This is a genomic window from Yersinia ruckeri ATCC 29473, assembly GCF_000754815.1.
Classification (GTDB): domain Bacteria; phylum Pseudomonadota; class Gammaproteobacteria; order Enterobacterales; family Enterobacteriaceae; genus Yersinia; species Yersinia ruckeri.
This window is the reverse complement of the sequence record NZ_KN150747.1, coordinates 3,348,341-3,373,893: the sequence shown is the minus strand read 5'-3', so window position 1 is coordinate 3,373,893 and position 25,553 is coordinate 3,348,341. Positions and strand designations below refer to the sequence as shown.

Here is a 25,553-nt window from a genome sequence, read left to right as displayed (position 1 = left end):
ATTTATGAATAATCCTTTTCTGCGCCGTCGCCGTGTATGGCTTGCTCTGGGGTTTATTACGCTGCTATTGCCGGCGGCTGTTTGGCTGGCCGATCGCATCTGGCCGTTGCCACTGACGGAGGTGCAAATGGCGCGAATTGTCGTGGCAGAAGACGGTTCGCCTCTGTGGCGCTTTGCCGATGATGAGGGTGTATGGCGTTATTCCGTCAGTATTAAACACGTTTCTCCCTACTATTTACAAGCGTTGCTAACCTACGAAGATCGCTGGTTTTATCAGCATCCTGGCGTAAATCCATTCTCTTTGGCACGAGCAGCCTGGCAAGATTTACGGGCGGGGAAAATTCTCTCAGGCGGCAGTACACTATCAATGCAGGTTGCCCGCTTGATCGAACCACATTCGCGCACTTTGACCGGAAAATTGCGCCAAATATGGCGTACTTTTCAACTGGAATGGCATTTATCCAAAGACCAGATTTTAGAAATCTATTTAAACCGCGCACCTTTTGGCGGAACATTGCAAGGAATTGGAGCCGCCAGTTGGACTTATCTGGGCAAATCACCCACCAATCTGACTCAGGCCGAAGCCGCGCTATTGGCGGTGCTACCGCAGTCACCCAGCCATTTACGGCCGGATCGCTATCCTCAACGTGCTAAAGCTGCCCGTGACAAAGTATTAACCCGCCTGGCTCAATATAAGGTCTGGCCGGTAGATCAGGTTACTGAAATTCAACAGGAAGATATTTGGCTCGCGCCACGAAAAGTGCCGCAATTGGCACCGTTATTGGCCCGCCGCCTGATCACTGGCAATAAACGCGACGTAATCCGAACGACACTGGATGCCGGTTTACAGCGCCAACTGGAAGATATGGCGCAAGGATGGCGGCATCAACTACCGGAGAAGACCTCACTTGGGATTTTGGTGGTGGACCACACCACGATGGAAGTGAAGGCTTACCTCGGTTCGGTGGATTTTGGTGATGACAGCCGTTTTGGCCATGTCGATATGATTAGTGCTTGGCGATCGCCCGGCTCGACACTCAAACCCTTTTTGTATGCTTTGGCGCTTGATGATGGCTTGATTCATGGCGAGTCATTATTACAGGATGTGCCACGGCGTTTTGGTGATTATCGGCCCGGCAATTTTGACACTGGATTTCATGGCCCTGTCAGCGCCAGCGAGGCTTTGGTTCGCTCCCTAAATTTGCCTGCGGTGCAATTACTGGAAGCGTATGGTGCCAAACGATTGACTGCCAATTTACGTAATGTGGGTCTCAGGCTGCGTTTTCCTGCGCACAGTGAACCTAATCTGGCGTTGATTTTAGGAGGAACCGGTTCGCGTCTGGATCAGTTAGTGGCGGCATTCAGTGCCTTTGCGCGCGGCGGAATGGCCGGGCAATTGCGTTTTTTGCCAGAACAGCCTTTATCTCAGCGACGCTTGTTTTCCCCCGGAGCGGCGTGGATCGTCCGCCGAATCATGGCTGGGGAAGGGCGACCGGTTCCTGATGATGTCCTCCCTGCCGTCGTTCCATTGGCGTGGAAAACCGGAACCAGCTACGGTTACCGCGATGCTTGGGCACTTGGCCTGAATGCCCGCTATACGTTGGGCATCTGGGTTGGACGCCCTGACGGCACACCGGTTGCGGGTCAGTTTGGCTATGCTACGGCGGTACCGATTCTTCATCAGGTCAATAACCTGTTGATGTCGCGTTTGAATCAAGGGCATCACGCTTTACCGACGGATCCTCGGCCTACATCGGTCAGTCGGGAGGAAATTTGTTGGCCGGGTGGGCAGCCACTGCCAAGTGGTGATACGGATTGTCGTCAGCGTCGTCAAAGCTGGGTGTTGGATGGCACTCTGCCGCCTACATTAGCGGCTGCAGGGCAGGAGAATATTCAAGGCAACCAGCTAAGTTTATGGTTGAACAAACAGGGTCAGCGAGTCGCGGCGGATTGTCCGGATGCAACGCCAGTTAAACTCTCTTTATGGCCGCTGCCGCTTGAACCTTGGTTACCGTTGGCCGAGCGTCGGGCGCAGCGCTTGCCGCCGGTCAGTCAGGATTGTCCGCCTCTGACGGAAACTGATAGCCCTCCTTTATTGATTCTGGGTATTCGAAATGGTACGACGGTACGGCGACTACCAGGGAAAAATAGCCTGGATTTACGGTTGGAGGCTCAGGGAGGGCAAGGTGCGCGTTGGTGGTTTCTTAACGGTGAGCAGATTGCCACCACCCAGAACAATCAATCATGGCTGCAAACCCTGACAGTCCCTGGCCGCTATCAACTGAATGTTTTGGATGAAAGTGGGCAGGTGAGTAAGATCGAATTTCAACTATTAAAATAATGTACAACTAGAGTTGTTGTAATGAAAAAAGTGTTGTTGTAATAAAAAAGACATTAATTTAAATTCCATTTTCAATATATAATTGTCGGGAATAAATCCTTCTTTTAATTTATTTTTCCTATGACTGTTGTAATTTAACTATTCATTTCGGCTGGCCTGCATTTGTTCGTTGTTACTAACAAATATATGTATATTCTTATTATGTTAAGGTGGTTGTTATGATGAGATTCAAAAAAAATATTTATCTTTTTTTTATTATTAATGCATTTTGTTTTGAACTATTAGCAGATGAACCTGCGGTTTGTTTCTTTATGGATGATAATTATCACGGTGAATCTATTTGTGCAACACAAGGAAAGTATAATAGTGATATTAATTATAGATGGAATGATAGGATTTCATCTATTTCCGTCCCTCACGGAATGGAGGTTGTTGTTTATCAAGATATTAACTATTCAGGCGTCAGCTTGAGCGTTAAAGAGAATATTGATTTGGTGAAAAATAAAGATAATAAAAAATCGATACTCAATGATGCAATTAGCTCATTTAAGATAAAAAAAGCAGCCTGTTTCTATGATGATGACTATTTTTCAGGTGAAGCGTTTTGTATTTCTGCTGGAGAGGAAATTGATTTATACGTTGATCACAACGGCATTAATCAAAACTATCCAATCATTAATTATATGAATGATGAGATAAAATCTATAAATATACCTTTCGGGTTTCAGGTGAGCGTTTATGAGGATGACCATTTCAATGGTACAAGTTTCACTTTAACCGATGATATTTTTTTAAGTGATTTAAAATACCTGAAAATGGATGATAAAATCACCAGTCTTCGTGTCACTGAGCAGGAAGACTTTATTTGTGATCGATATTGTGTGGTTAAAGATATTACAGAACTTCCTATAGAGAGTGCGTATGGCGTTTATTGGTCAGACAAAAGAATAGAATCAAAAGAGGCTTTGGTTAGTTTTGTATTAAATGATAAAAATGATTACTCAATTAATTTTTTTGATGGGAATGCGGTTAGGGTGACGAATAGGGAACTGTATTTCACTCATGATGGCCGACTGAGTGTCTATTATATGCTTAATGATGATAGCGATCGCGTTTCATTTTTGAGCAGATTTAATGGTGGGTATTTTGAAATGCAGTTTGTTGAGTCTAAAGAGCAAGAAATAGTCCGCAGTTCCCCTTTGTTTGGCTCGTTATTTAATTATGGTGGTGAGAAGGCTAAATTTGTTATCACGAATATCAATCTGGAAATACCACTTATAATTGATAAAATAGTCTTAACGGGAGAGCAGGGCGATGGCCGTTACCGTCGTAGTCCTGTAGGCGTGGCTTCCTGTTGGGCATTACCGATTCTCAGTATTTATAACTATGTCGTTCAGGGGAAATGTAACCAAGCGGATAGGTTTATCAATGATGCTAAGGCATTTTTTAATGGTAAAAACGATAATATATTGCAAATAGTAGGCACTTCCAAATCCTTACCTAAAGTCACCTCTGATAAAGTGCGACATAAGAAAATTGCTGCGACAGAGCAAGCGGCAGAACCTAAAGGTATATTGACTCATATTCATACCGATATGAACGATAAAGCTTTAACAATACCGGCTACGGCTCTTTCCTGTCATGTTTCAATGAAAGATCAATTACTTCCTCATTTACGCTATCGTCGGGATTTGAACCCTGGTTGTATTGAATGGACATTGGATATTCTAACTGATTTTACCCTGTTGTTTGGTGATAGTACGGAAAGTTGGAATGCAGAAAATTTTGGTCGGATAATCGAGCGCATCATTCGTTATGGTGATACTGGACATGCCGTCATGGATAAGGTGACAGAAGAACGCTTGATCGAAAGTGTTTCGGCTCATATTCGGGAAAACTCGGCAACGCCCGAAACCATTAATCTATTTAGTCTGAAAACGGCTTTTGAGTTTTCCCAACTGAGTTATGCGGCTTATTTATCCCATAATACGCCGGGATTGGCTACACAATCGCCACAGGCCGTACAGTCACTCCCTCTTGGTCGCTATGAACTGCCACTGGCAAACTTTCAGTTTGTGGAAACCACTCCCAGAATAAGAGAAGGCGGTCAATGGGTAGAACACCCTGAATGGTATTTCGATATTCAAGTTATCAGTGGCAGTACTGAAGATACCTTGGTTGAACGCCAGCGTATTACGCCGGTAATTGACACATGGCGGCAAATATATTTGCAGGCTAAACCGCGCTCTTCAGCGGTTACCGATCTGCCGCTGGAGATTGATGAACCTGCGCCAGATCATACGAATAGTGGGCAAATACTCTCAGCTTCACGGTTAGTAAGTGAAGTCGTGCAAAGCTGGTTGAGAAGCAGTCATGGCAATTATACTTATGTCATTGTTCGTTTGTCGGGGCAAATAATCAGTATTACCATGGCGGTGGATATTAATGATTCTGACGTCGGTATTGCGGGTTCACTGACTAATCCCGCTTACGTTCTTTATCCTCAATCTGAGGGGGCGGTCAGAGGCGCGGGAACTGCCGCCATCAGGGCGTTAGCCGCACATTATAGTAAAAAAGGAAGGCGTTCCTTGGTATCCAGTGTGATCAGTCAGCCATCCGCTATTGTTAAAAAGAAAGTCGGGTTCAGATTTATTGAGGAACTTTGACAATATTCGGCAAGATATGAATGATAGCCTTTGATTAGATGAAGCTGGTGTGGCGGGATCTCACTGCGCAGTGGCTTCATTTAGCGAACCCATTATTTATGTAAAATGTGAGTTGTGCATAAAAATGAGGAATTAAGATAACAAATTTTTAATAAATTGTTGTGATTTCCATAGGCAAGCGTTAACAGCACACATATAATCTGCGACCACTTAACCGTGGTCGGCGCAATTTTACTTTAGAGAATCTGCCTGCAAACCAAGCGGTAACGCTAATTCGGGGCGATATTCAAGTCCGGTCAATATTAGAAATCAAATAGAGGTTGTCATGACGGTAGAACGTACTTTTTCCATTATCAAACCAAACGCAGTCGCTAATAACGACATCGGTGCTATCTATGCCCGTTTCGAAAATGCGGGTTTCAAAATTATTGCCGCAAAAATGTTGCACCTGACAAAAGAACAGGCTGAAGGCTTTTATGCCGAGCACAAAGGCCGTCCTTTCTTTGATGGTTTGGTTGAATTTATGACCTCTGGCCCGATTATGGTTCAGGTTCTGGAAGCGGAAAATGCCGTGCAGCGTAACCGTGACATTATGGGCGCGACCAACCCGGACAACGCACTGGCCGGTACTCTGCGTGCCGATTTTGCCGACAGTTTCACCGCCAACGCGGTTCACGGTTCTGATGCCGTTGAATCGGCCCAGCGTGAAATCGCTTATTTCTTTGGCGAAAACGAAATTTTCCCACGTTAGTAATAAATTGATTTCAAAGGAGGAAGGGCGTTTTTCATTCACTGATACAATAAAAGTGCCACTGCGTCCTTTCAACCGTGGAATCCATGCTTTAAAATTTGTACAATGCCGCGCCCCGGATGAGCCTGCTCCCCGGGGCGTTCCATTATTTATTCATCGCCGTTTCTTTAAGTGCCAATCGGTTTAAAGCACAGCGCCGCAAAGTGTAACAACGAGGCCACGACAACTCATGTCCGAACAACAGTTATCTGCACCTATTCAATCCGATGCTTCCTCAACGGCTGAAAATACCGTTCAAATGGCTGCACCGACCAATAACAAAATTAACCTGCTCGATTTGAATCGCCAGCAAATGCGCGAATTTTTCGCGGAAATGGGCGAAAAACCCTTCCGGGCAGATCAGGTCATGAAGTGGATGTATCACTATTGCTACGACGATTTCGAGCAAATGACCGACATCAATAAAGTGCTGAGAGCTAAATTACAGCGTGTGGCCGAAATTCGGGCGCCAGAAGTAGCGGAAGAACAGCGCTCAACCGATGGCACGATTAAATGGGCGATTAAAGTTGGCGATCAACAGGTCGAAACCGTATATATCCCTGAAGGCGACCGTGCCACTTTATGTGTTTCCTCGCAGGTAGGTTGTGCGCTGGAATGTAAATTCTGTTCTACCGCGCAGCAAGGTTTCAACCGTAATCTGCGGGTTTCAGAAATCATCGGTCAGGTATGGCGTGCCGCCAAGATTATCGGCTCACTGAAATCGACCGGTACACGGCCGATTACCAACGTTGTCATGATGGGGATGGGCGAACCTTTGCTCAACCTGAATAACGTGGTGCCAGCGATGGATATCATGATGGATGATTTCGGTTTTGGTCTGTCCAAACGCCGCGTCACCTTGTCAACATCGGGTGTGGTTCCGGCGTTGGATAAACTGGGCGATATGATTGATGTGGCCTTGGCCATCTCCCTGCATGCTCCTACGGATGACATCCGTGACGAAATTGTTCCGATCAACCGTAAATATAATATTGAAACCTTCCTGGCTGCAGTACGCCGTTATTTGGCAAAATCCAATGCCAATGGTGGGCGGGTTACCGTTGAGTACGTTATGCTGGATCACATTAATGACAGCACCGAACAGGCTCATCAGTTGGCGGAATGTTTAAAAGACACGCCATGTAAAATTAACCTGATACCGTGGAACCCCTTCCCGGGTGCGCCTTATGGCCGCAGTTCGAACAGCCGGGTAGACCGTTTCTCCAAGGTATTGATGGAATACGGATTTACGACTATTGTTCGTAAAACCCGTGGCGATGATATCGATGCTGCCTGTGGTCAGTTGGCGGGTGAGGTTATTGACCGCACTAAGCGTACACTGAAAAAGAAAATGGCCGGGGAACCTATTGCTGTTAAGACAGTCTGAACCTTACAGGACGATAAAAATCGTCTTAACTGACTGTTATTTAAGTTTTAATTCGTAAGGTGTCAGGTAGTAGCGCATAGGTGGTAAACCAATACGAGAGCCTGAGGCGTCGTCAATTATTCAGGTTCTTGCCTTAACGCAACTGGACAATTGGGAAAGCATGAAGCTGAAAACACTGTGGGGAGCCTGCCTGGCTGTGGGCATATTGGCAGGATGTTCGGGATCGTCGCCGGATAACACCGTTGTGCCGGCAGTGGGCCAAACGCGTTTACAGCTTGGTCTTGCTTACTTGGCGCAGGGTGATCTTCCTGCCGCGCGCCAGAATCTTGATAAAGCCGTCAATGCCGCGCCACAGGATTATCAGGCTCAATTGGCGATGGCGTTGTATGAACAACGTGTTGGCGAAAACAGCGCTGCAGAACAGCGCTATCGGCAGGCGATGCAACTGGCTCCGGGAAATGGCACCGTACTAAATAATTACGGTGCGTTTCTGTGTAGTTTAGGGCAGTATGTAGAGGCTCAACAGCAGTTTAGCGCTGCGGTTTTGTTACCTGATTATGGTCAGGTTGCAGATAGTCTGGAAAATGCCGGTTATTGTTTTCTCCGAGCCAATCAGAATGACCAAGCGAAGGTCTTGCTGAGCAGGGCATTAAAGTATGATCCTGATAAAGGTCAGCCGCTACTCACAGAGGCCGAAAGGCAATTTGGAGAAGGGAAACGCGCTCAGGCGCAACTATTACTGGATGTTTATCAACATATTCTTCCGGCCAGTGCCGAAAGCCTATGGTTACAAATTCGTTTCGCCGCGCTGGCAGGTCGCCAAGATAGCGTTCAACGTTATGGCAAGCAGCTTGCGCGAAGTTTTCCACAATCCAAACAATACCAGCACTTTCTAGCCAATGAATACTGAAGCCCCCCAAGATCAAAATGTTCCAGTGACGACAGGTGTGCGCCTGCGTCAAGCCCGTGAAGCACTAGGGCTAACCCAACAGAATATTGCAGAACGTCTGTGCCTGAAAGTGTCGACTATTCGGGATATTGAAGAAGACAATGCGCAGGCCAATCTGGCTTCGACGTTTTTGCGTGGTTATATTCGCTCATACGCCAAATTGGTTCGTCTGCCTGAAGACGAACTGTTGCCGATGCTGGCAAAACAGGCCCCGATTAGAGCGGCGAAAGTCGCCCCGATGCAGAGTTTTTCATTGGGCAAGAAACGCAAAAAACGTGATGGCTGGTTGATGAGTTTCACCTGGTTGATCGTATTTGTTGTTCTTGGTTTGACAGGGGCATGGTGGTGGCAAAATCATCAGGCACAACAGGCAGAGATCGCCAATATGGCCGATCAATCTTCTGCCCAATTATCGCAATCGGAAAATAGCAGCCAGGGAGCTGCTTTGACCGATAACATGACCAATACCGAGGTGCCGCTGACTGACAGCCATGTAGCAGCAGCACCTGTGGTAACGGAAGCGACTCCGACCTCGACTTCAGCTCCAACTCCAACTCCGTCAGAGGTGGTTTCTCCAAGTCAGGCTTCATTACCTGAAGTGTCAACCCCTGCAGCCCCTCTACCGACGGCGGATGCTGTGGTGAGTGGTACCGCTACCCCAGCAGGCGGGCTGGCAATGAATTTCTCTGAAGATTGCTGGTTACAGGTTATTGATGCAACTGGAGAATCCTTGTTTAGCGGTATTCAGAAGAAGGGCGCGACCCTGAGCCTGGCTGGCAAGGCACCTTATAAACTGACGATAGGTGCACCAGGTGCGGTCACAATTCAGTATCAAGGTAACCCGGTTGATTTAAGCAAGTTTGTTAAGTCCAGTCGTGTTGCTCGTTTGACCGTCGGCGCGGAGTGATGTTGTGGTTATCAATGACTACACGGCTGTAAAGGAGAGCGTGTAATGCATAATGAATCCCCTATCATTCGACGTAAATCTACGCGTATTTACGTCGGTAAGGTGCCGATTGGTGATGGTGCTCCGATTGCAGTGCAATCGATGACCAATACCCGCACTACTGATGTAGATGCAACGGTGAATCAAATTCTGTCTCTGGAACGCGTTGGTGCTGATATTGTCAGAGTTTCTGTCCCGACAATGGATGCAGCCGAAGCGTTTAAACTGATTAAACAGCGTGTCAATGTCCCCTTGGTCGCTGATATCCATTTTGATTATCGTATCGCGTTGAAAGTCGCGGAGTACGGTGTGGATTGTCTGCGTATCAACCCTGGTAACATCGGCAACGAATCACGTATCCGTGAAGTGGTTGCCTGCGCTCGGGACAAAAATATCCCCATCCGTATCGGGATAAATGGCGGCTCGTTAGAAAAAGATATTCAGGAAAAGTATGGCGAACCTACGCCAGCCGCTTTGCTTGAATCCGCTATGCGCCATGTCGATATTCTTAATCGTCTCAATTTTGACCAGTTCAAGGTCAGTGTTAAAGCCTCAGATGTTTTTCTGGCGGTCAATGCTTACCGTTTGCTGGCTAAAGAAATTCCCAATCCTTTACATTTGGGTATTACTGAGGCCGGCGGAGCGCGCAGTGGTTCGGTTAAATCAGCTATCGGCTTGGGTTTGTTGTTGTCTGAAGGTATCGGTGACACGCTGCGTATCTCGCTGGCGGCTGATCCTGTTGAAGAAATCAAAGTGGGTTTCGATATTCTGAAATCTCTGCGTATCCGCGCTCGTGGCATTAACTTTATCGCCTGTCCTACCTGTTCTCGGCAGGAGTTTGACGTAATCGGCACGGTAAATGCTCTGGAAGAACGTCTGGAAGATCTGATTACGCCAATGGATGTATCTATCATCGGTTGTGTGGTAAATGGCCCCGGCGAAGCATTGGTTTCGACTATTGGCGTGACGGGGGCGCATAATAAAAGCGGCTTCTATGAAGACGGCGTGCGTCAGCGGGAACGTTTTGACAATAAGCTGATGATCGATCAGTTGGAAGCTAAAATTCGCGCCAAAGCAGCGATGCTTGACGAAAAAAATAGAATTGACATCAATCACTTGGAAGATCAGGCTCCTGTCTGATTATTCAACAAGCGACTGGTATTGAGCAAGCGGGCGAGGCCCGCTTTATATTGTGCCCATAGGGGCAATGCGCATCCCCATTGAATCCCGGGACGGCTAGCCCCTATAATCGGCTTTATTTTTGCATTAAAACTATAGAGAAAAGACGTGGCAAAGAACATTCAAGCCATCCGTGGTATGAACGACTACCTGCCGGCTGATACAGCCTTGTGGCAGCGTATTGAAGGCACATTGAAACAGGTGCTGGGCAGCTACGGTTACAGTGAAATCCGCTTGCCGATTGTAGAGCAGACCCCGTTATTTAAACGCGCTATCGGTGAAGTGACTGATGTCGTGGAAAAAGAGATGTACACCTTTGACGATCGCAATGGCGAAAGTCTGACGCTGCGCCCTGAAGGCACTGCGGGTTGTGTACGCGCCGGGATTGAGCATGGTCTGCTGTACAATCAGGAACAACGTCTGTGGTACATCGGCCCGATGTTCCGCTATGAGCGCCCTCAGAAAGGGCGCTATCGCCAATTTCATCAGTTGGGTGCTGAAGTCTTTGGTCTGCAAGGGCCCGATATTGATGCTGAACTGATTTTGCTGACGGCTCGTTGGTGGAAAGCGCTGGGTATTTCCGAGCACGTTCATCTTGAACTGAATTCTATTGGTTCTCTGGCGGCTCGTGCCGACTATCGAGAAGCCTTGATCGCCTTCCTCGAGCAGCATCAGGATATTTTGGATGAAGACTGCAAACGCCGGATGTACAGCAATCCGCTGCGGGTATTGGATTCCAAAAACCCAGAAATTCAGCAGTTGTTGAACGAGGCTCCACGTCTTTCCGAATATCTGGATGAAGACTCCAAGCAGCATTTCTCCGGCTTGTGTGAACTTTTGGATCACGCCGGTATCCCATATAGCGTTAATGAGCGATTGGTTCGTGGTCTGGACTACTACAACCGCACTGTTTTTGAATGGGTTACCACAAGTCTGGGTTCTCAAGGTACAGTCTGTGCTGGTGGTCGTTATGATGGTCTGGTTGAACAACTGGGGGGGCGTGCGACGCCAGCAGTGGGTTTTGCCATGGGGCTAGAGCGTCTGGTGTTGCTGGTTCAGGCAGTTAATCCTGAATTCGCTCCGCAGCCAGCTGTCGATATCTATCTGGTTTCTTCCGGGCAGGGCACACAGAGCGCAGCAATGCAGCTCGCTGAAACCTTACGTGATGCTTTGCCGTCATTGAAGTTAATGACCAACTACGGCGGTGGTAATTTTAAGAAACAGTTTGCCCGTGCTGATAAATGGGGAGCCCGCATCGCCTTGGTATTGGGCGAAGACGAAGTCTCCGCGCAGCAGGTTGTAGTAAAAGATCTACGCAAGGGTGAACAAGAAACGCTGGCGCAAGCTGATGTAGCTGCGCGTCTGGCTTCGATGTTAGGTTAAGGAGAGAGACACCGTGGAAGTCTATACCACTGAAAATGACCAGGTTGATGCAGTGCGCCGTTTCTTTAGTGAGAACGGGAAGGCGCTGGCCGTGGGTGTGGTGCTAGGAATTGGTGCTTTGGTGGGCTGGCGTTACTGGCAGAGCCATCAGGTGACTGCGTTAACGGAAGCATCTTCTTCCTTCCAGAAAGCCAGTGAAGCACTGGCTGCCAATAACGCTGAAGGCGTTGCCGCAGCAGAAAAATTTGCGCAGAACAATAGCAATAACTACGGCGTGCTTGCCGGGTTGGAACTGGCTCATCACTTTGTAGCACAAGGCCAGTTTGACAAGGCTGCGCAGCAGTTGAGCCTGGCTCAGGGCAATACCAAAGACGAAAATCTGCTGTCATTGATCCATCTGCGTTTGGCTCGAGTTCAATTGCAATTGAAAAAGCCGGAAGATGCGCTGAAAACCCTTGATGCAGTGAACGGGGATGGCTGGACGGCAATGGCGCAAGATATACGTGGCGATGCATTATTAAGTAAGGGCGATGTTGCTGGTGCACGCGCAGCTTACACCAAAGGTATCGAATCAAATGCTTCTCAGGCGTTGCAGTCATTGCTGCGCATGAAATTGAATAATTTGTCCAGCTAAGGGGAATTCCCATGCAACTGCGTAAAACACTCTTGGTAGGACTGGTCTCGGTTGCCCTATTGAGTGGCTGTTCACTGTTTAACAGTGAGGAAGATGTGGTTACCATGTCGCCACTACCAACGGTTGAAAATCAGTTCACACCCACCAAAGTGTGGAGCACCTCTGTTGGCGGTGGTGTAGGCGATTACTATTCCCATCTGCGCCCAGCGTGGCAAGGTTCTTCGGTCTTTGCCGCAGATCGTAAAGGTCTGGTAAAGGCGATGGATATCGAGACAGGGAAGGAAATTTGGCAGACCAATCTGTCTGAAAAAACCAATTTCTATTCCAGCAACCGATCAGCCATGCTGTCCGGTGGTTTGACGGTTTCCGGTTCTCACGTCTTTGTCGGCAGTGAGAAAGCGATAGTTTATGCGCTAAACGCTGACGATGGTAAAGTTGCTTGGCAGACCACGGTAGCAGGTGAGGCGATGTCTCGCCCGGTAGTGAGTGACGGCATGGTGCTGGTTCATACTACCAATGGCATGTTACAAGCGCTTAACGAGAGTGACGGTGCGATTAAGTGGACATTGAATCTGGACGTCCCATCTCTGTCTCTGCGTGGTGAGTCTTCGCCAACAGTGGCTTTTGGTGCGGCTATCGTTGGCGGTGATAACGGTCGCGTCAGTGCGGTGATGATGCAACAGGGCCAGTTAATCTGGCAGCAACGTATTTCGCAGGTAACCGGTACAACCGAAATCGATCGTTTGAACGACGTAGATATGACGCCAGTTGTGGTCGACGGGGTGGTTTATGCGTTGGCTTATAACGGTAACCTCACCGCATTGGATCTGCGTTCCGGCCAGATTTTGTGGAAACGTGAATTAGGCTCCGTCAATGATTTTATTGTCGATGCAGGCCGCATCTTCCTGGTTGATCAAAATGACCGTATTACTGCACTGAAAACCGATGGCGGCATAACGCTTTGGAGTCAAAGCGACTTATTGCATCGTAACTTGACTGCGCCAGTGATGTATAATGGTTATCTGGTTGTCGGTGATGCCGAAGGTTATCTGCATTGGGTGAATACTGACGATGGTCGTTTCGTGGTGCAACAAAAAGTGGACAGCTCCGGTTTCCTGAGTGCTCCGACTGTTGCCAGCGATAAACTGATGATTCAGGCCAAAGGCGGCACAGTTTACGCCTTCACCCGTTAATTATCGGGTAATACGCCGGGCGAAGTGCGAGCGTCAAGTGGCGTCATTGCTCAACACATTGGCTCTTGATATGAGTCCCCAAACGGCTCCTGAATAGTTCAGGGGCCGTTTCGTATTCTAAAAACTTCGCTGTCGGTCGTACCTGATAGCGTTGTAACGAATTGAAAAATAAGTAATGAGGCTTCAAAAATGATTCCTGTCATCGCCCTGGTTGGGCGGCCGAATGTGGGTAAATCCACTTTATTTAACCGTTTGACTCACACGCGAGATGCGTTAGTGGCGGATTTCCCTGGGCTGACGCGTGACCGTAAGTATGGTCGTGCTGAAGTTGAGGGACATGAGTTTATCGTTATCGATACCGGCGGTATTGATGGCACCGAAGATGGCGTTGAAACACGGATGGCGGGTCAGTCGCTGCTGGCGATTGAAGAAGCCGATATTGTGTTATTCATGGTAGATGCGCGCGCTGGCTTGATGCCTGCCGATCAGGGTATCGCCCAGCATTTGCGTAGCCGCCAGAAAGCCACTTTTTTGGTCGCGAACAAAACCGACGGTATGGAGCCGGAAGCCGCAGCGGCAGATTTTTATTCGCTGGGTATGGGGGAAGTTCACCCGATTGCCGCTTCCCATGGTCGCGGTGTAGCTCAATTAATTGAAGAAGTTATGGCTCCGTACATGGAGCCAGAAGCGCCGGAAGTTGAATTGACTGAAGAAGAAGCGAACGCCGCCTATTGGGCTGCGCAAGAAGCTGAAGGTCAAGATCCTGCTGAATACGAAGATCCAGAAGAAGACGATTTCGATCCACGGAGCTTGCCGATCAAGTTGGCTATCGTTGGGCGTCCTAACGTAGGTAAGTCCACACTAACCAACCGTATTCTGGGTGAAGAGCGAGTGGTGGTGTATGACATGCCGGGGACCACCCGCGACAGTATCTATATTCCGATGATACGCGATGAGCGCGAATATATTTTGATCGATACTGCCGGTGTGCGTAAGCGCGGAAAAGTTACTGAAACCGTTGAGAAATTCTCGGTTATCAAAACGCTACAGGCGATTGAAGATTCAAACGTGGTGCTGTTGGTCATTGATGCCCGTGATGGTATCTCCGATCAGGACTTGTCACTGTTGGGCTTTATCCTCAATAGTGGGCGCTCACTTGTTATTGCAGTCAATAAATGGGATGGCATGACCGAAGAAGCACGGACTCAAGTGAAAGATATGCTTGAGTTACGCTTGGGCTTCGTTGATTTCGCGCGTATCCACTTTATCTCTGCTTTGCATGGTAGTGGGGTTGGCAACCTGTTTGAATCGATCTTGGAAGCTTATGATTGTTCGACCAAGCGCGTCGGTACTTCCATGCTAACCCGTATTATGCAGATGGCGGAAGAAGACCATCAACCTCCATTAGTACGCGGCCGCCGAGTGAAACTGAAATACGCTCATGCGGGTGGTTATAACCCGCCAATCGTAGTGATCCACGGTAATCAGGTGACTGATTTGGCCGATTCCTACAAACGCTATTTGATGAACTATTTCCGCCGTTCATTAAAAGTCATGGGAACGCCAATCCGTATTCAGTTCAAAGAGGGTGAGAACCCGTTTGCTGGTAAGCGTAATACTTTGACGCCAAACCAGATGCGGAAGCGTAAGCGTTTGATGTCACATTTGAAAAAGAAATAAAGAAAGTCAGTTAGAGGGGCGCGGATATTCCGCGCCCTTCGCATTTCTGGCGGATGGTTGAACAATACGGGTTTGCAACATACGTCGGGGAAAAGGCCATGTGATGGGAAACCCGGCGTTTAGCGTAACAGCAAATTTAGTGGTGCTGCCTAGCGTCATATGGCACTTCTCAGCCAGACTGATTTTATACCCTTGCGGATAATATTGAGATTGAGTGTGATTTAAGGAGGAAATAATGGAAGCAATGTGCCCGGTGTGTCATGTGCCAATGAATAAGGTAAGCGGTCACTTTCATTGTTCAGTTTGCCATAGCGATTATCAGCCGCAGGCGATTTGCCCTGATTGTGGTAAGCCATTACAGGTGCTAACCGCCTGTGGCGCAGTCGATTATTTTTGCCAGCATGGGGATGGATTAATTTCGAGAAAGCGCGTGAAATTTACCTTTCATCTTTAGTGCTATAGCGCCGTTAGCCTTTCCACCGTGTTAAATGCATTGATACAGTTTTAGTTCAGGTTACGCTTATTTCGCCCGCGAGCGGGGTTTAAGCGTTTTTTTTACCGGTGTCAGTCGCGTGATTTCGCTTTCTACCCAACCGTCCTGCAAGCGGGTTTTCAATGTGTCGCCAATATGCACCTGCTGAGTGGTTTTCAGCAAACTACCGCTTGGCGTTTGTGTCACGCTGTAACCGCGAGCGAGAGTCGCTAGTGGACTGACGGTTTCTAGCTGCGAGCAGGCAATACCAAAGCGCTGACGATAGCCATTTAACTGACGCTCCAGCGCTTGCTTGAGGCGGTATTCCTGTTGCTGTACTCGCTGGTGGTAATGATGAATCTTACCCAGTGGTTGTCTGTTATTTAGGCGTTGCTGCAACCGTTCGCCGCGCCGCGCCAGCAGACGAATCTGGTTTTGTGCTGCGTCCTCCAGCCTGCGCTGTAGCTTCAATAACAACGTTTGCTGGCGGGCCAGACGCAGATGCGGATGTTGCTGTTGCAAGCGATGATGAAGACGGGTGAATTGCTGATGACGTTGCGCCAAATAGTAATCCATCGCCATTTCCATGCGTTGTTGTTGTGCCTGAATCTGACGTACCAATTCCACCTGATTACGGCTGATCATTTCAGCGGCGGCAGAAGGGGTTGGCGCGCGCAGGTCGGCGACAAAATCGGCAATGGTGACATCGGTTTCATGGCCGACGGCGCTAACAATCGGAATTTGGCTGGCAAAAATCGCCCGAGCAACCCGTTCGTCGTTAAAACTCCATAAGTCTTCCAGCGAACCGCCACCACGCCCGACAATCAATACATCACATTCGGCACGCTGGTTGGCCATTTCAATGGCTCGAACAATTTGCATCGGCGCTTCAGCACCCTGGACTGATGTGGGATAAATCACCACGGGTAGCGAAGGATCTCGACGTTGGAGAACCTGTAAAACGTCGTGTAAGGCCGCACCACTGGCGGAGGTAATCACGCCGACCCGTTTGGCTGGAGCAGGGAGCGGTTGCTTGTGGAGCGCGTCAAACAGCCCTTCAGCGGCCAACCGTGCCTTCAGTTGTTCGAATTGTTGTTGCAACAGACCGTCACCGGCAGGCTGCATACTTTCGGCAATCAACTGATAATCACCGCGCGGTTCGTATAGCGTGATACTGGCTCTGACCAACACCATCTGGCCATTTTGTGGTTTGAAGGTGGTACGACGGTTACTGTTGCGGAACATGGCACAACGCACCTGCGCCCGATCGTCTTTCAGCGTAAAATACCAGTGGCCGGAGGCGGGCTGTGAGAAGTTGGAAATCTCGGCGGTGAGCCAGATTTGGCCCATTTCCATTTCCAATAGTTGCCGAACCGTCTGATTTAGGCGGCTAACGGTAAATATTGAGGTGGCGGAAGTGAATGGCATGTGACCCAGATCAAAGTTTAAAACAAGCACTTAATTGATCGATATTACCTGCCTTAGAGAGGTAAGCAAGAAAATTTATCAGAAAGTACTGGAGGCAACCGATTACGCTCTGTATAATGCCACGGCAATATTTTATCTTTTCTCAAATCACTCTGGTGAGATATTGCCCATGCTACGTATCACGAAAGAAGCACTAACCTTTGACGACGTTCTCCTGGTTCCAGCCCATTCCACAGTTCTGCCTAATACTGCGGATCTTGGTACTCAACTGACCGCAACTATCCGCCTGAATATTCCTATGCTGTCCGCAGCCATGGATACCGTAACCGAATCTAGTCTGGCAATCGCGCTGGCACAAGAAGGCGGTTTGGGCTTCATCCATAAAAATATGTCTATTGAGCGTCAGGCTGACGAAGTTAGCCGCGTGAAAAAGCATGAAAGCGGTGTGGTAACCGAACCACAAACCGTCACGCCAATCACCACTTTGCGTCAGGTTAAAGAATTAACCGCTCGCAACGGTTTTGCCGGTTATCCGGTGGTGACCGAGGATTACGAACTGCTCGGTATCATTACGGGGCGTGACGTACGCTTTGTGACTGATCTGGATCAGCCAGTCACTGCGGTGATGACGCCGAAAGCGCGTTTGGTTACCGTAAAAGAAGGCGAAGCTCGCGATGTTGTTCTGCAAAAAATGCATGAAAACCGCGTAGAGAAAGTTCTGGTCGTGGATAATAACTTCCATTTGCGCGGTATGATTACCGTAAAAGATTTCCAGAAAGCAGAACGTAAACCTAACGCCTGTAAAGACGAGCACGGTCGTTTACGTGTTGGTGCTGCCGTTGGGGCCGGTGCAGGTAACGAAGAGCGTATCGACGCGCTGGTTGCTGCTGGCGTTGACGTTTTGCTGATCGATTCCTCTCATGGCCATTCTGAAGGCGTTTTACAACGCATTCGTGAAACGCGCGCCAAATATCCTGACCTGCAAATTGTTGGCGGTAACGTCGCGACAGGCTCTGGTGCGAAAGCATTGGCTGAAGCCGGTGTTAGCGCGGTTAAAGTGGGCATTGGTCCAGGGTCTATTTGTACTACCCGTATTGTTACCGGCGTCGGTGTTCCGCAAATCACGGCGGTTTCTGATGCAGTCGAAGCGCTGGAAGGTACCGGTATTCCGGTGATTGCCGATGGCGGTATCCGTTTCTCCGGTGATATTGCCAAAGCAATTGCTGCTGGCGCGTCCTGCGTGATGGTCGGTTCTATGCTGGCTGGTACAGAAGAATCTCCGGGTGAAATCGAACTGTATCAAGGCCGTTCATTCAAATCTTACCGCGGTATGGGTTCATTGGGCGCGATGTCTAAAGGTTCCTCTGACCGTTATTTCCAAACGGATAATGCCGCAGATAAATTGGTGCCTGAAGGTATCGAAGGGCGTGTAGCGTACAAAGGTTTGCTGAAAGAAATCGTTCATCAGCAAATGGGTGGTTTACGTTCATGTATGGGGCTGACCGGTTGCCCGACCATTGATGACTTACGTACCAAAGCTGAATTTGTGCGTATTAGCGGAGCGGGTATCCAAGAAAGCCATGTGCATGATGTGACAATTACTAAAGAGTCACCAAACTACCGCATGGGCTAACTTGGCTTATTCACGGCCGTTGTCCGTTGCTCACCATGGCGCATTGACATTATGTCGACCACGCATGTTGTGTTACGGGCGTCGGCCAGGTATCTGGCCTTGCAAGCTCATTACGCCATCTTTTGAGTTAACGAATTGACTAGCAGGTCATCGGGTATCGACTACCGGATGACTGAGTTTTCTTTTTTATTTTGACCTGTTTCTGGAATACGCCTCACATGACAAAAAATATCCATAAGCATCGCATCCTTATTCTCGATTTTGGCTCGCAATATACCCAACTGGTGGCGCGTCGCGTTCGCGAGATTGGCGTTTACTGTGAACTGTGGGCGTGGGACGTTACCGAAGCCCAGATTCGCGAGTTTAATCCAAGCGGTATTATCCTTTCTGGTGGCCCAGAAAGTACCACGGAAAATGGCAGCCCACGTGCGCCAGACTACGTCTTTACCGCTGGTGTACCGGTATTGGGCGTCTGCTACGGCATGCAAACGATGGCAATGCAACTGGGTGGTCATGTTGAAGGTTCTACCGAGCGTGAATTTGGTTATGCGCAGGTAGAAATCAAAATCGATTGCGCGTTAACTCGCGATATCAATGACGCTCTGAATGCTAGCAATGAACCTATTTTGGACGTGTGGATGAGTCACGGCGATAAAGTCACCGCGATTCCTTCTGACTTCGTGACGGTTGCCAGCACTGATACTTGCCCGTTTGCCATTATGGCCAATGAAGAAAAACGTTTTTACGGCGTACAGTTCCACCCAGAAGTGACCCATACCAAACAAGGTCAGCATTTATTAGAGCGCTTTGTTTTGGATATTTGCCAATGTGAAGCTTTATGGACTCCGGCTACCATCATTGAAGATGCGGTAGCGCGTCTGCGTGAGCAAATTGGTGAAGACCACGTGATTCTCGGTCTGTCTGGCGGCGTTGACTCTTCGGTGACTGCGATGTTATTGCACCGGGCGATCGGCAAACGTCTGACCTGTGTGTTCGTGGATAACGGCTTGCTGCGTTTGAACGAAGCTGATCAGGTGCTGGAAATGTTTGGCGATAAATTCGGTTTGAATATTGTCCACGTTGCGGCGGAAGATCGTTTCCTGAATGCACTGGCGGGTATTGATGAGCCAGAAGCTAAACGTAAAACCATTGGCCGGGTATTTGTTGAAGTCTTTGATGAAGAGGCCTGCAAACAAGAACAGGTTAAATGGTTGGCACAAGGCACCATTTATCCAGATGTCATTGAATCTGCGGCGTCAGCTACAGGCAAAGCGCATGTCATCAAATCTCACCACAATGTTGGTGGTTTGCCGAAAGAGATGAAGCTGGGCCTGGTTGAACCGTTGAAAGAGCTGTTTAAAGATGAAGTGCGCAAGATTGGGCTGGAATTGGGGCTGCCGTATGACATGCTGTATCGCCACCCGTTCCCAGGACCTGGTTTAGGTGTACGTGTGCTGGGTGAAGTGAAAAAAGAATATTGTGACCTGTTGCGCCGTGCCGATGCGATCTTTATTGAAGAATTGCATAAAGCTGATTTATACAACCAAGTCAGCCAGGCATTTACCGTCTTCCTGCCCGTTCGTTCCGTTGGCGTAATGGGCGATGGCCGTAAGTATGATTGGGTTGTTTCCCTACGCGCGGTAGAAACGATTGATTTCATGACTGCTCATTGGGCGCATCTACCTTATGATTTCTTGGGTCGGGTATCTAACCGCATCATCAATGAAGTTAATGGTATTTCCCGCGTAGTGTATGACATTAGCGGTAAACCACCGGCAACCATTGAGTGGGAATAACCGATTTATTAGTGATTAAATAAATAGTTACTGCATCAGGCCTTCAAATTATTTGAAGGCTTTTTTTTATTTAATGCTCTTAAATTTGTTAGCCTAATGATTGTTATTTAATATTTCACCTTATACGCTTGGCGTTAAATATTAAGCTGAAATGAATATGTTTTTCTAAACCAATTAATTGGTAAATGACTATTTCATATCTATTATATAATTACTTTTTTATTTTTTTAAATTAATGATTAGCTTTGTTTGGTAATGAATGTATGGTTTTCTTGATAAAAGTGGAGGCTCAATAAGCATGTTTCGGTGCTTTGTTGTTTTCTTGTGTGTCATGATTATTTGGTGTTAGGCGATTAAAATGATTTTATTTATCGTAAAAGATGATTAGGTAAAATTTACACATACGTAGAAAAGTTATGATAAATACTACTGGCTGGCTAAAAAGCAGTTATTTTTGGCAATATCTTGCTGAAATCAATCAGGCGAGTTGTAGACTTAATCATTATCGATGGGTTTATGTGGTTGATATCTAAACATAAAGAGGCGGTAACCAGATTTATTTGAAGGTCTTATTTTCGAGGGCGTGAAATGGAATTAGTCAACAGATGCATGATCGGTAATTTGTAATAATCTGGAGTTATATGCCTCATACTTAATAGACCTTATTTTATGAGAGAAATGGAGTTCTTATGTATATTAATGAAGGTTTTTTTTGCAAATTAAATTTGTTGCCAATAATTTCATTGCTATTATGTTTCTCTTCTTTTTCATATGCGGATGAAGAACATATCTGTTTTTACGAGAATAATGATTTTAATAGTAATGATGGCGGGGTTTATTGCCAAGGGACGTACTCTCAATTTTATAGTCTAAATAATTATTGGGATAATAAAATATCATCAATAAAAGTACCTTATGGTGTTAATGTTTTTGTTTACAGTGAGGAAGACTTCTCTGGCCATAAAAAAAAACTAAAAAGAAACGTAAATGCCATTGAGCTAATGGGGGGTAACTTACATGATGATATTAGCTCGGTTCGTATTTTACCCGAAGCCATTTACCCGGAAAGTAATCGAATAATCTTTAATTATTTAAACGAGAATGGTAATGAAAGGTATTTGAAATATGATTATAACAATATAAATAAATATGAGAATGGATTTAATTTACTCTCGGTAGATCATGTTTTTAGTGAAAATCCAATGGTAAGCTCTTTTATTTATTACACTTCATCAGGTCAGGTGGTGACCGCATTTATTAGTGATGATATAAAGAACGTTTTGTATTGCCTTACGGCAAGTAAAAATAAGGATGTAATTATTCGTGAGGAATTTTCACGGAGAGACGTTTATTTCACCCATTGTGATATGAGCGATAAATATCAGCGTTGGACTCTTGATGAAAAAAATAAAAAAATGACATTTATTAATCGAGGTACTGAGACTCCTTTATCATTTAAAAATGGGGGCTTTCTTATCTATAGCAAAGATTCCAGAACAGATAATTATCACTTGGTCGAGCTAAGTCGCAGTATGGTGGATGATTTAAGGAAAAAAGTCGTCAAGCCATTTCCACAATACAAAATAAGAATGATCGCTGGCGATATGGATACAGGAATAGTATTTATCTCTAATAAAATGAATGAGAATGTAACTAATTATAATTATCTATTTTTGAGTGATTATAGTCGAAATGCTGAAATGTTTTATAATCTTGAGACGCTAACTCTGTTGTCATATAATTTACAAACTTCTGATTCATCACTAAAGAATGGGTATTGCTTAGGGGTTTCTAATGAAGACGATAAAATCATGGCGAGATTTTTTGCCAATTACTTTGTAACGGATAAAGTCTATAATCCCGTCTGTTATAACGGTGTAATATATTATGATTCCACCATGAAATGGGTTTTTATGCCTTATGATAAAATTGACGAAAATGGGAATACCTATTATCACTTGATTAATTTACATGAGAAAAAGGCATTACATTTTAGTTATAGCGACGGGGTGACGCTTTACAATGAAGATAATCCTATTGAGTTAGGGCCTTATGTACCAAGGGATGTCGCCGATATACCGATGACAAATAGTCGTGATGTCCTAACAATAGACAATTCGGTTTTAAACCCATTGTTGGTTTGGTCTAGGGAGAATAAGGGGGACTGTACGGATAAAGATGTTTATTCCCGCGTTGAAAGGGGCGATTCTGGTAATAATTCATACCACTTAGGAGGGCAAACCAATAAGAATGTTTTTTGTTATATCAGCCCAGTAAGCGAGCTTAATCAGGATTCAATTGATCAACAGGTAAGATTTAATATATTGGTATTGAATTATATTCCTGCTGCGTTAAGAGTCATGTTGGAGGTTTTAAGTCATGGGGATTTAGTTACAGCGCCTGCTCATATCAATATTGCCCAGCTTCAAAATGAAATAGTGACATTACAATCTATTTTTGGCGACGCCAGCATTATTGACCGAGATCGTTTGGCTAATCACTTGGCTATTGCAAGAGCAATAGAAGCAATGAATGATTTTCTACAGGTATTTATGCCGGTTAATGAATATGAGTGGGATCTTGTCGCATTGATTCGTGTTTTTGCTAATGATCCCAGAGCTATTACTGCGGAACCTATGTAGTTGGTGGTTTTATCTATTTTATCGATCTATCCAAAACCACTGCAGATTAATTATTATCCATGACTCGCAAATCAATACATAGTGACGGATAGGGATACGTCGATTCAATGTTTATCATCGTGCAGCGTATTATTCACATCGTCACAAAGGCGAGTTAATCGATGAGATTCTGTAAAAATTATTTACTACTGAATGAGAACCTGCGGGGATTTTACCCACAGTAACCCGTATCTGTGAATGATTATGGATAATTATTGTGTGGTACCCGCGTTCTTTTGTAGAGAAAAAACGGGTCGTTATCCCTTTCTCGGTGACCGGTGTCAGCCTTAGTTGATCTTATCCTACTGACCCTTGATAATGTCCGCTCTGACTCGGGGTGCCACCGGTTGATTAACTTGGTGGCTGAGATTTTACCCGTATTACCTGATCTGGATTATGCCAGCGTAGGGAAGTCTCGGGCCTTTCAGGTACCGTCTTCTTGACCGCCGGTTGGGAGGAATATGTACCTTCGACCTACCGCTCTACCCACGGTTGTTACCTCTGTTTTTTTATTGTCTCCAACTGCCATTTTTTCCGTGGAGAGACACTGATGAAACGTCTTAATGCATTGACCATTGCCGGAACCGATCCGAGCGGCGGGGCCGGTATTCAGGCCGATTTGAAAACCTTTTCAGCGTTGGGTGCTTACGGAACCAGCGTCGTGACGGCGTTGGTGGCACAAAATACACGTGGCGTGCAATCAGTTTATCCGATAGATCCGACCTTCGTCGCGGCGCAATTAGATTCGGTTCTTGATGATGTCCGTATTGATACTGCCAAAATTGGCATGTTGGCTAATCAGCATATCGTACAGCTGGTGGCTGAGAAAATCCGGCAATATCCCATTGAGTTTGTTGTTTTAGATACCGTGATGCTGGCCAAAAGTGGCGATCCTTTATTGGCACCAGAAGCGATAGTGGCGTTACGTGAGCAATTACTGCCGCAGGTATCGCTGATCACGCCTAACCTACCGGAAGCAGCAGCATTACTTGGCTGCCAACCGGCAACGAATGAGCAGCAAATGTGCGATCAAGGGCGTGCTTTATTGGCGATGGGATGTCAGGCGGTATTGATGAAAGGAGGACATCTGACCGGTAATGACAGTCCCGACTGGTTATTTACCCCCAGCGGAGAATACCGTTTTTGCCTGCCTCGCATCGCCACCCGCCATACTCATGGCACCGGTTGTACTCTTTCGGCTGCCCTGGCGGCATTACGTCCACGGCAGAGTCACTGGGCTGAGACCGTATCGGCAGCCAAATCTTATCTACAGGGCGCATTGCAACAGGCAGATACGCTGGAAGTGGGAGAGGGCATTGGGCCGGTACACCATTTTTACCGTTGGTGGTAGCTCGGCCCTTGTGGTGCGTTTGAGGTTAGTCAGCCGCCAGATAAATGTGGGTGATATCGAAAAGTGCGATGGCCCGCTGTAAATGGACGGCATCAAATGGGTTGAGAATAAAGTGTTCGGCTCCCTTACGCGGCCTGATGCAAGGTGACAGACGGCGCTCACCTTGCATATCTTCAACCACATCAAATACATAGCTGCCGATATCTGTTTCATTTTCTCGCCATGAAATCATGATGGCAGGATTTGGGTTTTTGGCGCTGGGCGAACGAATAGCAAAGAAATAGTTTCCGGCCCAAAAACCAGAAAACTCGCCGTCAGACTGTAAATTCTTGTGGTGAAAGACCGCGGCATTAGCCAGTTTTTCAATCGCCTCTGGTGTGATTTTCTGATGAAGTTGCTGCCATAGTGGCCTGCCATTCTCCAACTGCCAGCAGGCTTCTCCCAGATAATCATTCAGATCAAGCCAATCCTGTTCCAGTTGTTGCAGTAAGTCTTTATCCAGAATATTACGATACTGCTGCATACCGTTAAGTTCACCTTCGAGTGCTTCGTAGGTGATTAACTCCATGACACGCGGACGGCGGCGGAAACTCATCCACAGCACCACCTTAGGAATGCGGAACTCGATAGACTGCACGCTTAATCGGTGGCGATTGCCTTTGTTAAGGACAAAACCATTTGCAGTCCCGCGTTTATCCTGATAATTACGTACCACAATCACGCTATTCAGCCCCATCCAGCCGGTAACGTAATGTTCGAGATCTGAATTGGCGACATCCAGATCAGCCACCATCTGTAGGATTTTATCGGTATTCACTTTACCTAATGCAGGGGCATCCGCCGCGGAGTAATACAGTTTTTCAGCTGGTTGGGATAATTTGAGATTAGGCATAGACAGATCTTCTTGGGTTAATAATCTGGTTTATATCTTAACTCAAGCTGTCATACCGATTGTTGAATAACTGAAGTTGTCATGAGAATTCGTGTCAGGGATCAACTTTTTCTGTCTGACAAGGTCATATTAACTGAGTTCACCAGCGGAAA

At 46.8% G+C, this 25,553-nt stretch carries 18 protein-coding genes and 1 riboswitch; of the genes, 16 read left to right on the top strand and 2 right to left on the bottom strand.

Features of this window, described 5'->3' with window-relative positions; all coding sequences use genetic code 11:
• Positions 1-4: 4 nt before the first annotated feature.
• From pbpC to DJ39_RS17600, 12 genes are all read left to right on the top strand, one after another.
• Complete coding sequence (gene pbpC / locus DJ39_RS15170; protein WP_004718015.1) at positions 5-2,341, top strand: peptidoglycan glycosyltransferase PbpC; 2,337 nt, start codon at positions 5-7, stop codon at positions 2,339-2,341.
• A 221-nt stretch (positions 2,342-2,562) separates the two neighbouring features.
• Positions 2,563-5,007: a peptidase inhibitor family I36 protein gene (locus DJ39_RS15165; RefSeq protein ID WP_038251781.1), complete on the top strand. Its 2,445-nt coding sequence runs from the start codon at positions 2,563-2,565 to the stop codon at positions 5,005-5,007.
• A 325-nt stretch (positions 5,008-5,332) separates the two neighbouring features.
• On the top strand, positions 5,333-5,758 hold the full coding sequence (ndk, locus tag DJ39_RS15160) for a nucleoside-diphosphate kinase (RefSeq protein ID WP_004718011.1): 426 nt from the start codon (positions 5,333-5,335) through the stop codon (positions 5,756-5,758).
• Between the two features lie 229 nt (positions 5,759-5,987).
• Positions 5,988-7,184 (top strand): dual-specificity RNA methyltransferase RlmN, encoded by a 1,197-nt coding sequence (rlmN, locus tag DJ39_RS15155; RefSeq protein WP_004718009.1) that lies wholly within the window; start codon positions 5,988-5,990, stop codon positions 7,182-7,184.
• Between the two features lie 160 nt (positions 7,185-7,344).
• Positions 7,345-8,094, top strand: a complete 750-nt coding sequence (gene pilW, locus DJ39_RS15150; protein WP_004718007.1) for a type IV pilus biogenesis/stability protein PilW — start codon at positions 7,345-7,347, stop codon at positions 8,092-8,094.
• Positions 8,084-9,040 (top strand): cytoskeleton protein RodZ, encoded by a 957-nt coding sequence (rodZ, locus tag DJ39_RS15145; RefSeq protein WP_038251525.1) that lies wholly within the window; start codon positions 8,084-8,086, stop codon positions 9,038-9,040. The genes pilW and rodZ overlap by 11 nt, the downstream gene beginning before the upstream one ends.
• A gap of 45 nt (positions 9,041-9,085) precedes the next feature.
• Complete coding sequence (ispG, locus tag DJ39_RS15140) at positions 9,086-10,219, top strand: flavodoxin-dependent (E)-4-hydroxy-3-methylbut-2-enyl-diphosphate synthase (RefSeq protein ID WP_038241368.1); 1,134 nt, start codon at positions 9,086-9,088, stop codon at positions 10,217-10,219.
• Positions 10,220-10,366: 147 nt separating this feature from the next.
• A complete protein-coding gene (gene hisS, locus DJ39_RS15135) occupies positions 10,367-11,641 on the top strand; it encodes a histidine--tRNA ligase (protein ID WP_038241369.1) in 1,275 nt (424 codons plus the stop codon).
• 13 nt (positions 11,642-11,654) lie between these two features.
• Positions 11,655-12,275 (top strand): YfgM family protein, encoded by a 621-nt coding sequence (locus DJ39_RS15130; RefSeq protein WP_004718000.1) that lies wholly within the window; start codon positions 11,655-11,657, stop codon positions 12,273-12,275.
• A gap of 11 nt (positions 12,276-12,286) precedes the next feature.
• The gene (gene bamB, locus DJ39_RS15125) at positions 12,287-13,468 is read left to right on the top strand and encodes an outer membrane protein assembly factor BamB (protein ID WP_004717998.1); all 1,182 of its coding nucleotides are present in this window, start codon (positions 12,287-12,289) and stop codon (positions 13,466-13,468) included.
• A 189-nt stretch (positions 13,469-13,657) separates the two neighbouring features.
• The gene (gene der / locus DJ39_RS15120; protein ID WP_004717996.1) at positions 13,658-15,148 is read left to right on the top strand and encodes a ribosome biogenesis GTPase Der; all 1,491 of its coding nucleotides are present in this window, start codon (positions 13,658-13,660) and stop codon (positions 15,146-15,148) included.
• Positions 15,149-15,383: 235 nt separating this feature from the next.
• Complete coding sequence (locus DJ39_RS17600) at positions 15,384-15,602, top strand: zinc ribbon domain-containing protein (protein ID WP_071665681.1); 219 nt, start codon at positions 15,384-15,386, stop codon at positions 15,600-15,602.
• Between the two features lie 66 nt (positions 15,603-15,668).
• On the opposite strand, the gene xseA is transcribed toward DJ39_RS17600, so the two are convergent.
• Positions 15,669-17,048, bottom strand: a complete 1,380-nt coding sequence (gene xseA, locus DJ39_RS15115; protein WP_004717993.1) for an exodeoxyribonuclease VII large subunit — start codon at positions 17,046-17,048, stop codon at positions 15,669-15,671.
• A 169-nt stretch (positions 17,049-17,217) separates the two neighbouring features.
• Here xseA and guaB point away from each other — a divergent pair, with 169 nt between their 5' ends.
• The 4 genes from guaB to thiD all read left to right on the top strand — a co-directional run bounded on the left by guaB (position 17,218) and on the right by thiD (position 24,509).
• Positions 17,218-18,681, top strand: a complete 1,464-nt coding sequence (gene guaB / locus DJ39_RS15110; protein WP_038241373.1) for an IMP dehydrogenase — start codon at positions 17,218-17,220, stop codon at positions 18,679-18,681.
• A 218-nt stretch (positions 18,682-18,899) separates the two neighbouring features.
• Entirely contained in the window at positions 18,900-20,477 is a 1,578-nt protein-coding gene (gene guaA / locus DJ39_RS15105) for a glutamine-hydrolyzing GMP synthase (RefSeq protein ID WP_004717984.1), read from the top strand.
• A gap of 689 nt (positions 20,478-21,166) precedes the next feature.
• Positions 21,167-23,119: a hypothetical protein gene (locus DJ39_RS15100; protein WP_004717981.1), complete on the top strand. Its 1,953-nt coding sequence runs from the start codon at positions 21,167-21,169 to the stop codon at positions 23,117-23,119.
• Positions 23,120-23,481: 362 nt separating this feature from the next.
• Positions 23,482-23,586, top strand: a riboswitch (TPP riboswitch).
• Between the two features lie 122 nt (positions 23,587-23,708).
• On the top strand, positions 23,709-24,509 hold the full coding sequence (thiD, locus tag DJ39_RS15095) for a bifunctional hydroxymethylpyrimidine kinase/phosphomethylpyrimidine kinase (RefSeq protein WP_038241377.1): 801 nt from the start codon (positions 23,709-23,711) through the stop codon (positions 24,507-24,509).
• A 25-nt stretch (positions 24,510-24,534) separates the two neighbouring features.
• Here the strand turns inward: thiD and DJ39_RS15090 are convergent, their stop codons facing one another.
• A complete protein-coding gene (locus tag DJ39_RS15090) occupies positions 24,535-25,401 on the bottom strand; it encodes a hypothetical protein (protein WP_004717978.1) in 867 nt (288 codons plus the stop codon).
• Positions 25,402-25,553 lie beyond the last annotated feature (152 nt).

Excerpts from the sequence above, each read along its gene's own strand:
- ispG (WP_038241368.1), top strand. The coding sequence starts at position 9,086 with ATGCATAATGAATCCCCTATCATTCGACGTAAATCTACGCGTATTTAC.
- guaA (WP_004717984.1), top strand. The coding sequence starts at position 18,900 with ATGACAAAAAATATCCATAAGCATCGCATCCTTATTCTCGATTTTGGC.
- DJ39_RS15090 (WP_004717978.1), bottom strand. The coding sequence starts at position 25,401 with ATGCCTAATCTCAAATTATCCCAACCAGCTGAAAAACTGTATTACTCC.
- rlmN (WP_004718009.1), top strand. The coding sequence starts at position 5,988 with ATGTCCGAACAACAGTTATCTGCACCTATTCAATCCGATGCTTCCTCA.
- bamB (WP_004717998.1), top strand. The coding sequence starts at position 12,287 with ATGCAACTGCGTAAAACACTCTTGGTAGGACTGGTCTCGGTTGCCCTA.
- pbpC (WP_004718015.1), top strand. The coding sequence starts at position 5 with ATGAATAATCCTTTTCTGCGCCGTCGCCGTGTATGGCTTGCTCTGGGG.
- der (WP_004717996.1), top strand. The coding sequence starts at position 13,658 with ATGATTCCTGTCATCGCCCTGGTTGGGCGGCCGAATGTGGGTAAATCC.
- guaB (WP_038241373.1), top strand. The coding sequence starts at position 17,218 with ATGCTACGTATCACGAAAGAAGCACTAACCTTTGACGACGTTCTCCTG.
- DJ39_RS15100 (WP_004717981.1), top strand. The coding sequence starts at position 21,167 with ATGTATATTAATGAAGGTTTTTTTTGCAAATTAAATTTGTTGCCAATA.
- xseA (WP_004717993.1), bottom strand. The coding sequence starts at position 17,048 with ATGCCATTCACTTCCGCCACCTCAATATTTACCGTTAGCCGCCTAAAT.
- ndk (WP_004718011.1), top strand. The coding sequence starts at position 5,333 with ATGACGGTAGAACGTACTTTTTCCATTATCAAACCAAACGCAGTCGCT.
- thiD (WP_038241377.1), top strand. The coding sequence starts at position 23,709 with ATGAAACGTCTTAATGCATTGACCATTGCCGGAACCGATCCGAGCGGC.
- rodZ (WP_038251525.1), top strand. The coding sequence starts at position 8,084 with ATGAATACTGAAGCCCCCCAAGATCAAAATGTTCCAGTGACGACAGGT.
- DJ39_RS15165 (WP_038251781.1), top strand. The coding sequence starts at position 2,563 with ATGAGATTCAAAAAAAATATTTATCTTTTTTTTATTATTAATGCATTT.
- DJ39_RS17600 (WP_071665681.1), top strand. The coding sequence starts at position 15,384 with ATGGAAGCAATGTGCCCGGTGTGTCATGTGCCAATGAATAAGGTAAGC.
- pilW (WP_004718007.1), top strand. The coding sequence starts at position 7,345 with ATGAAGCTGAAAACACTGTGGGGAGCCTGCCTGGCTGTGGGCATATTG.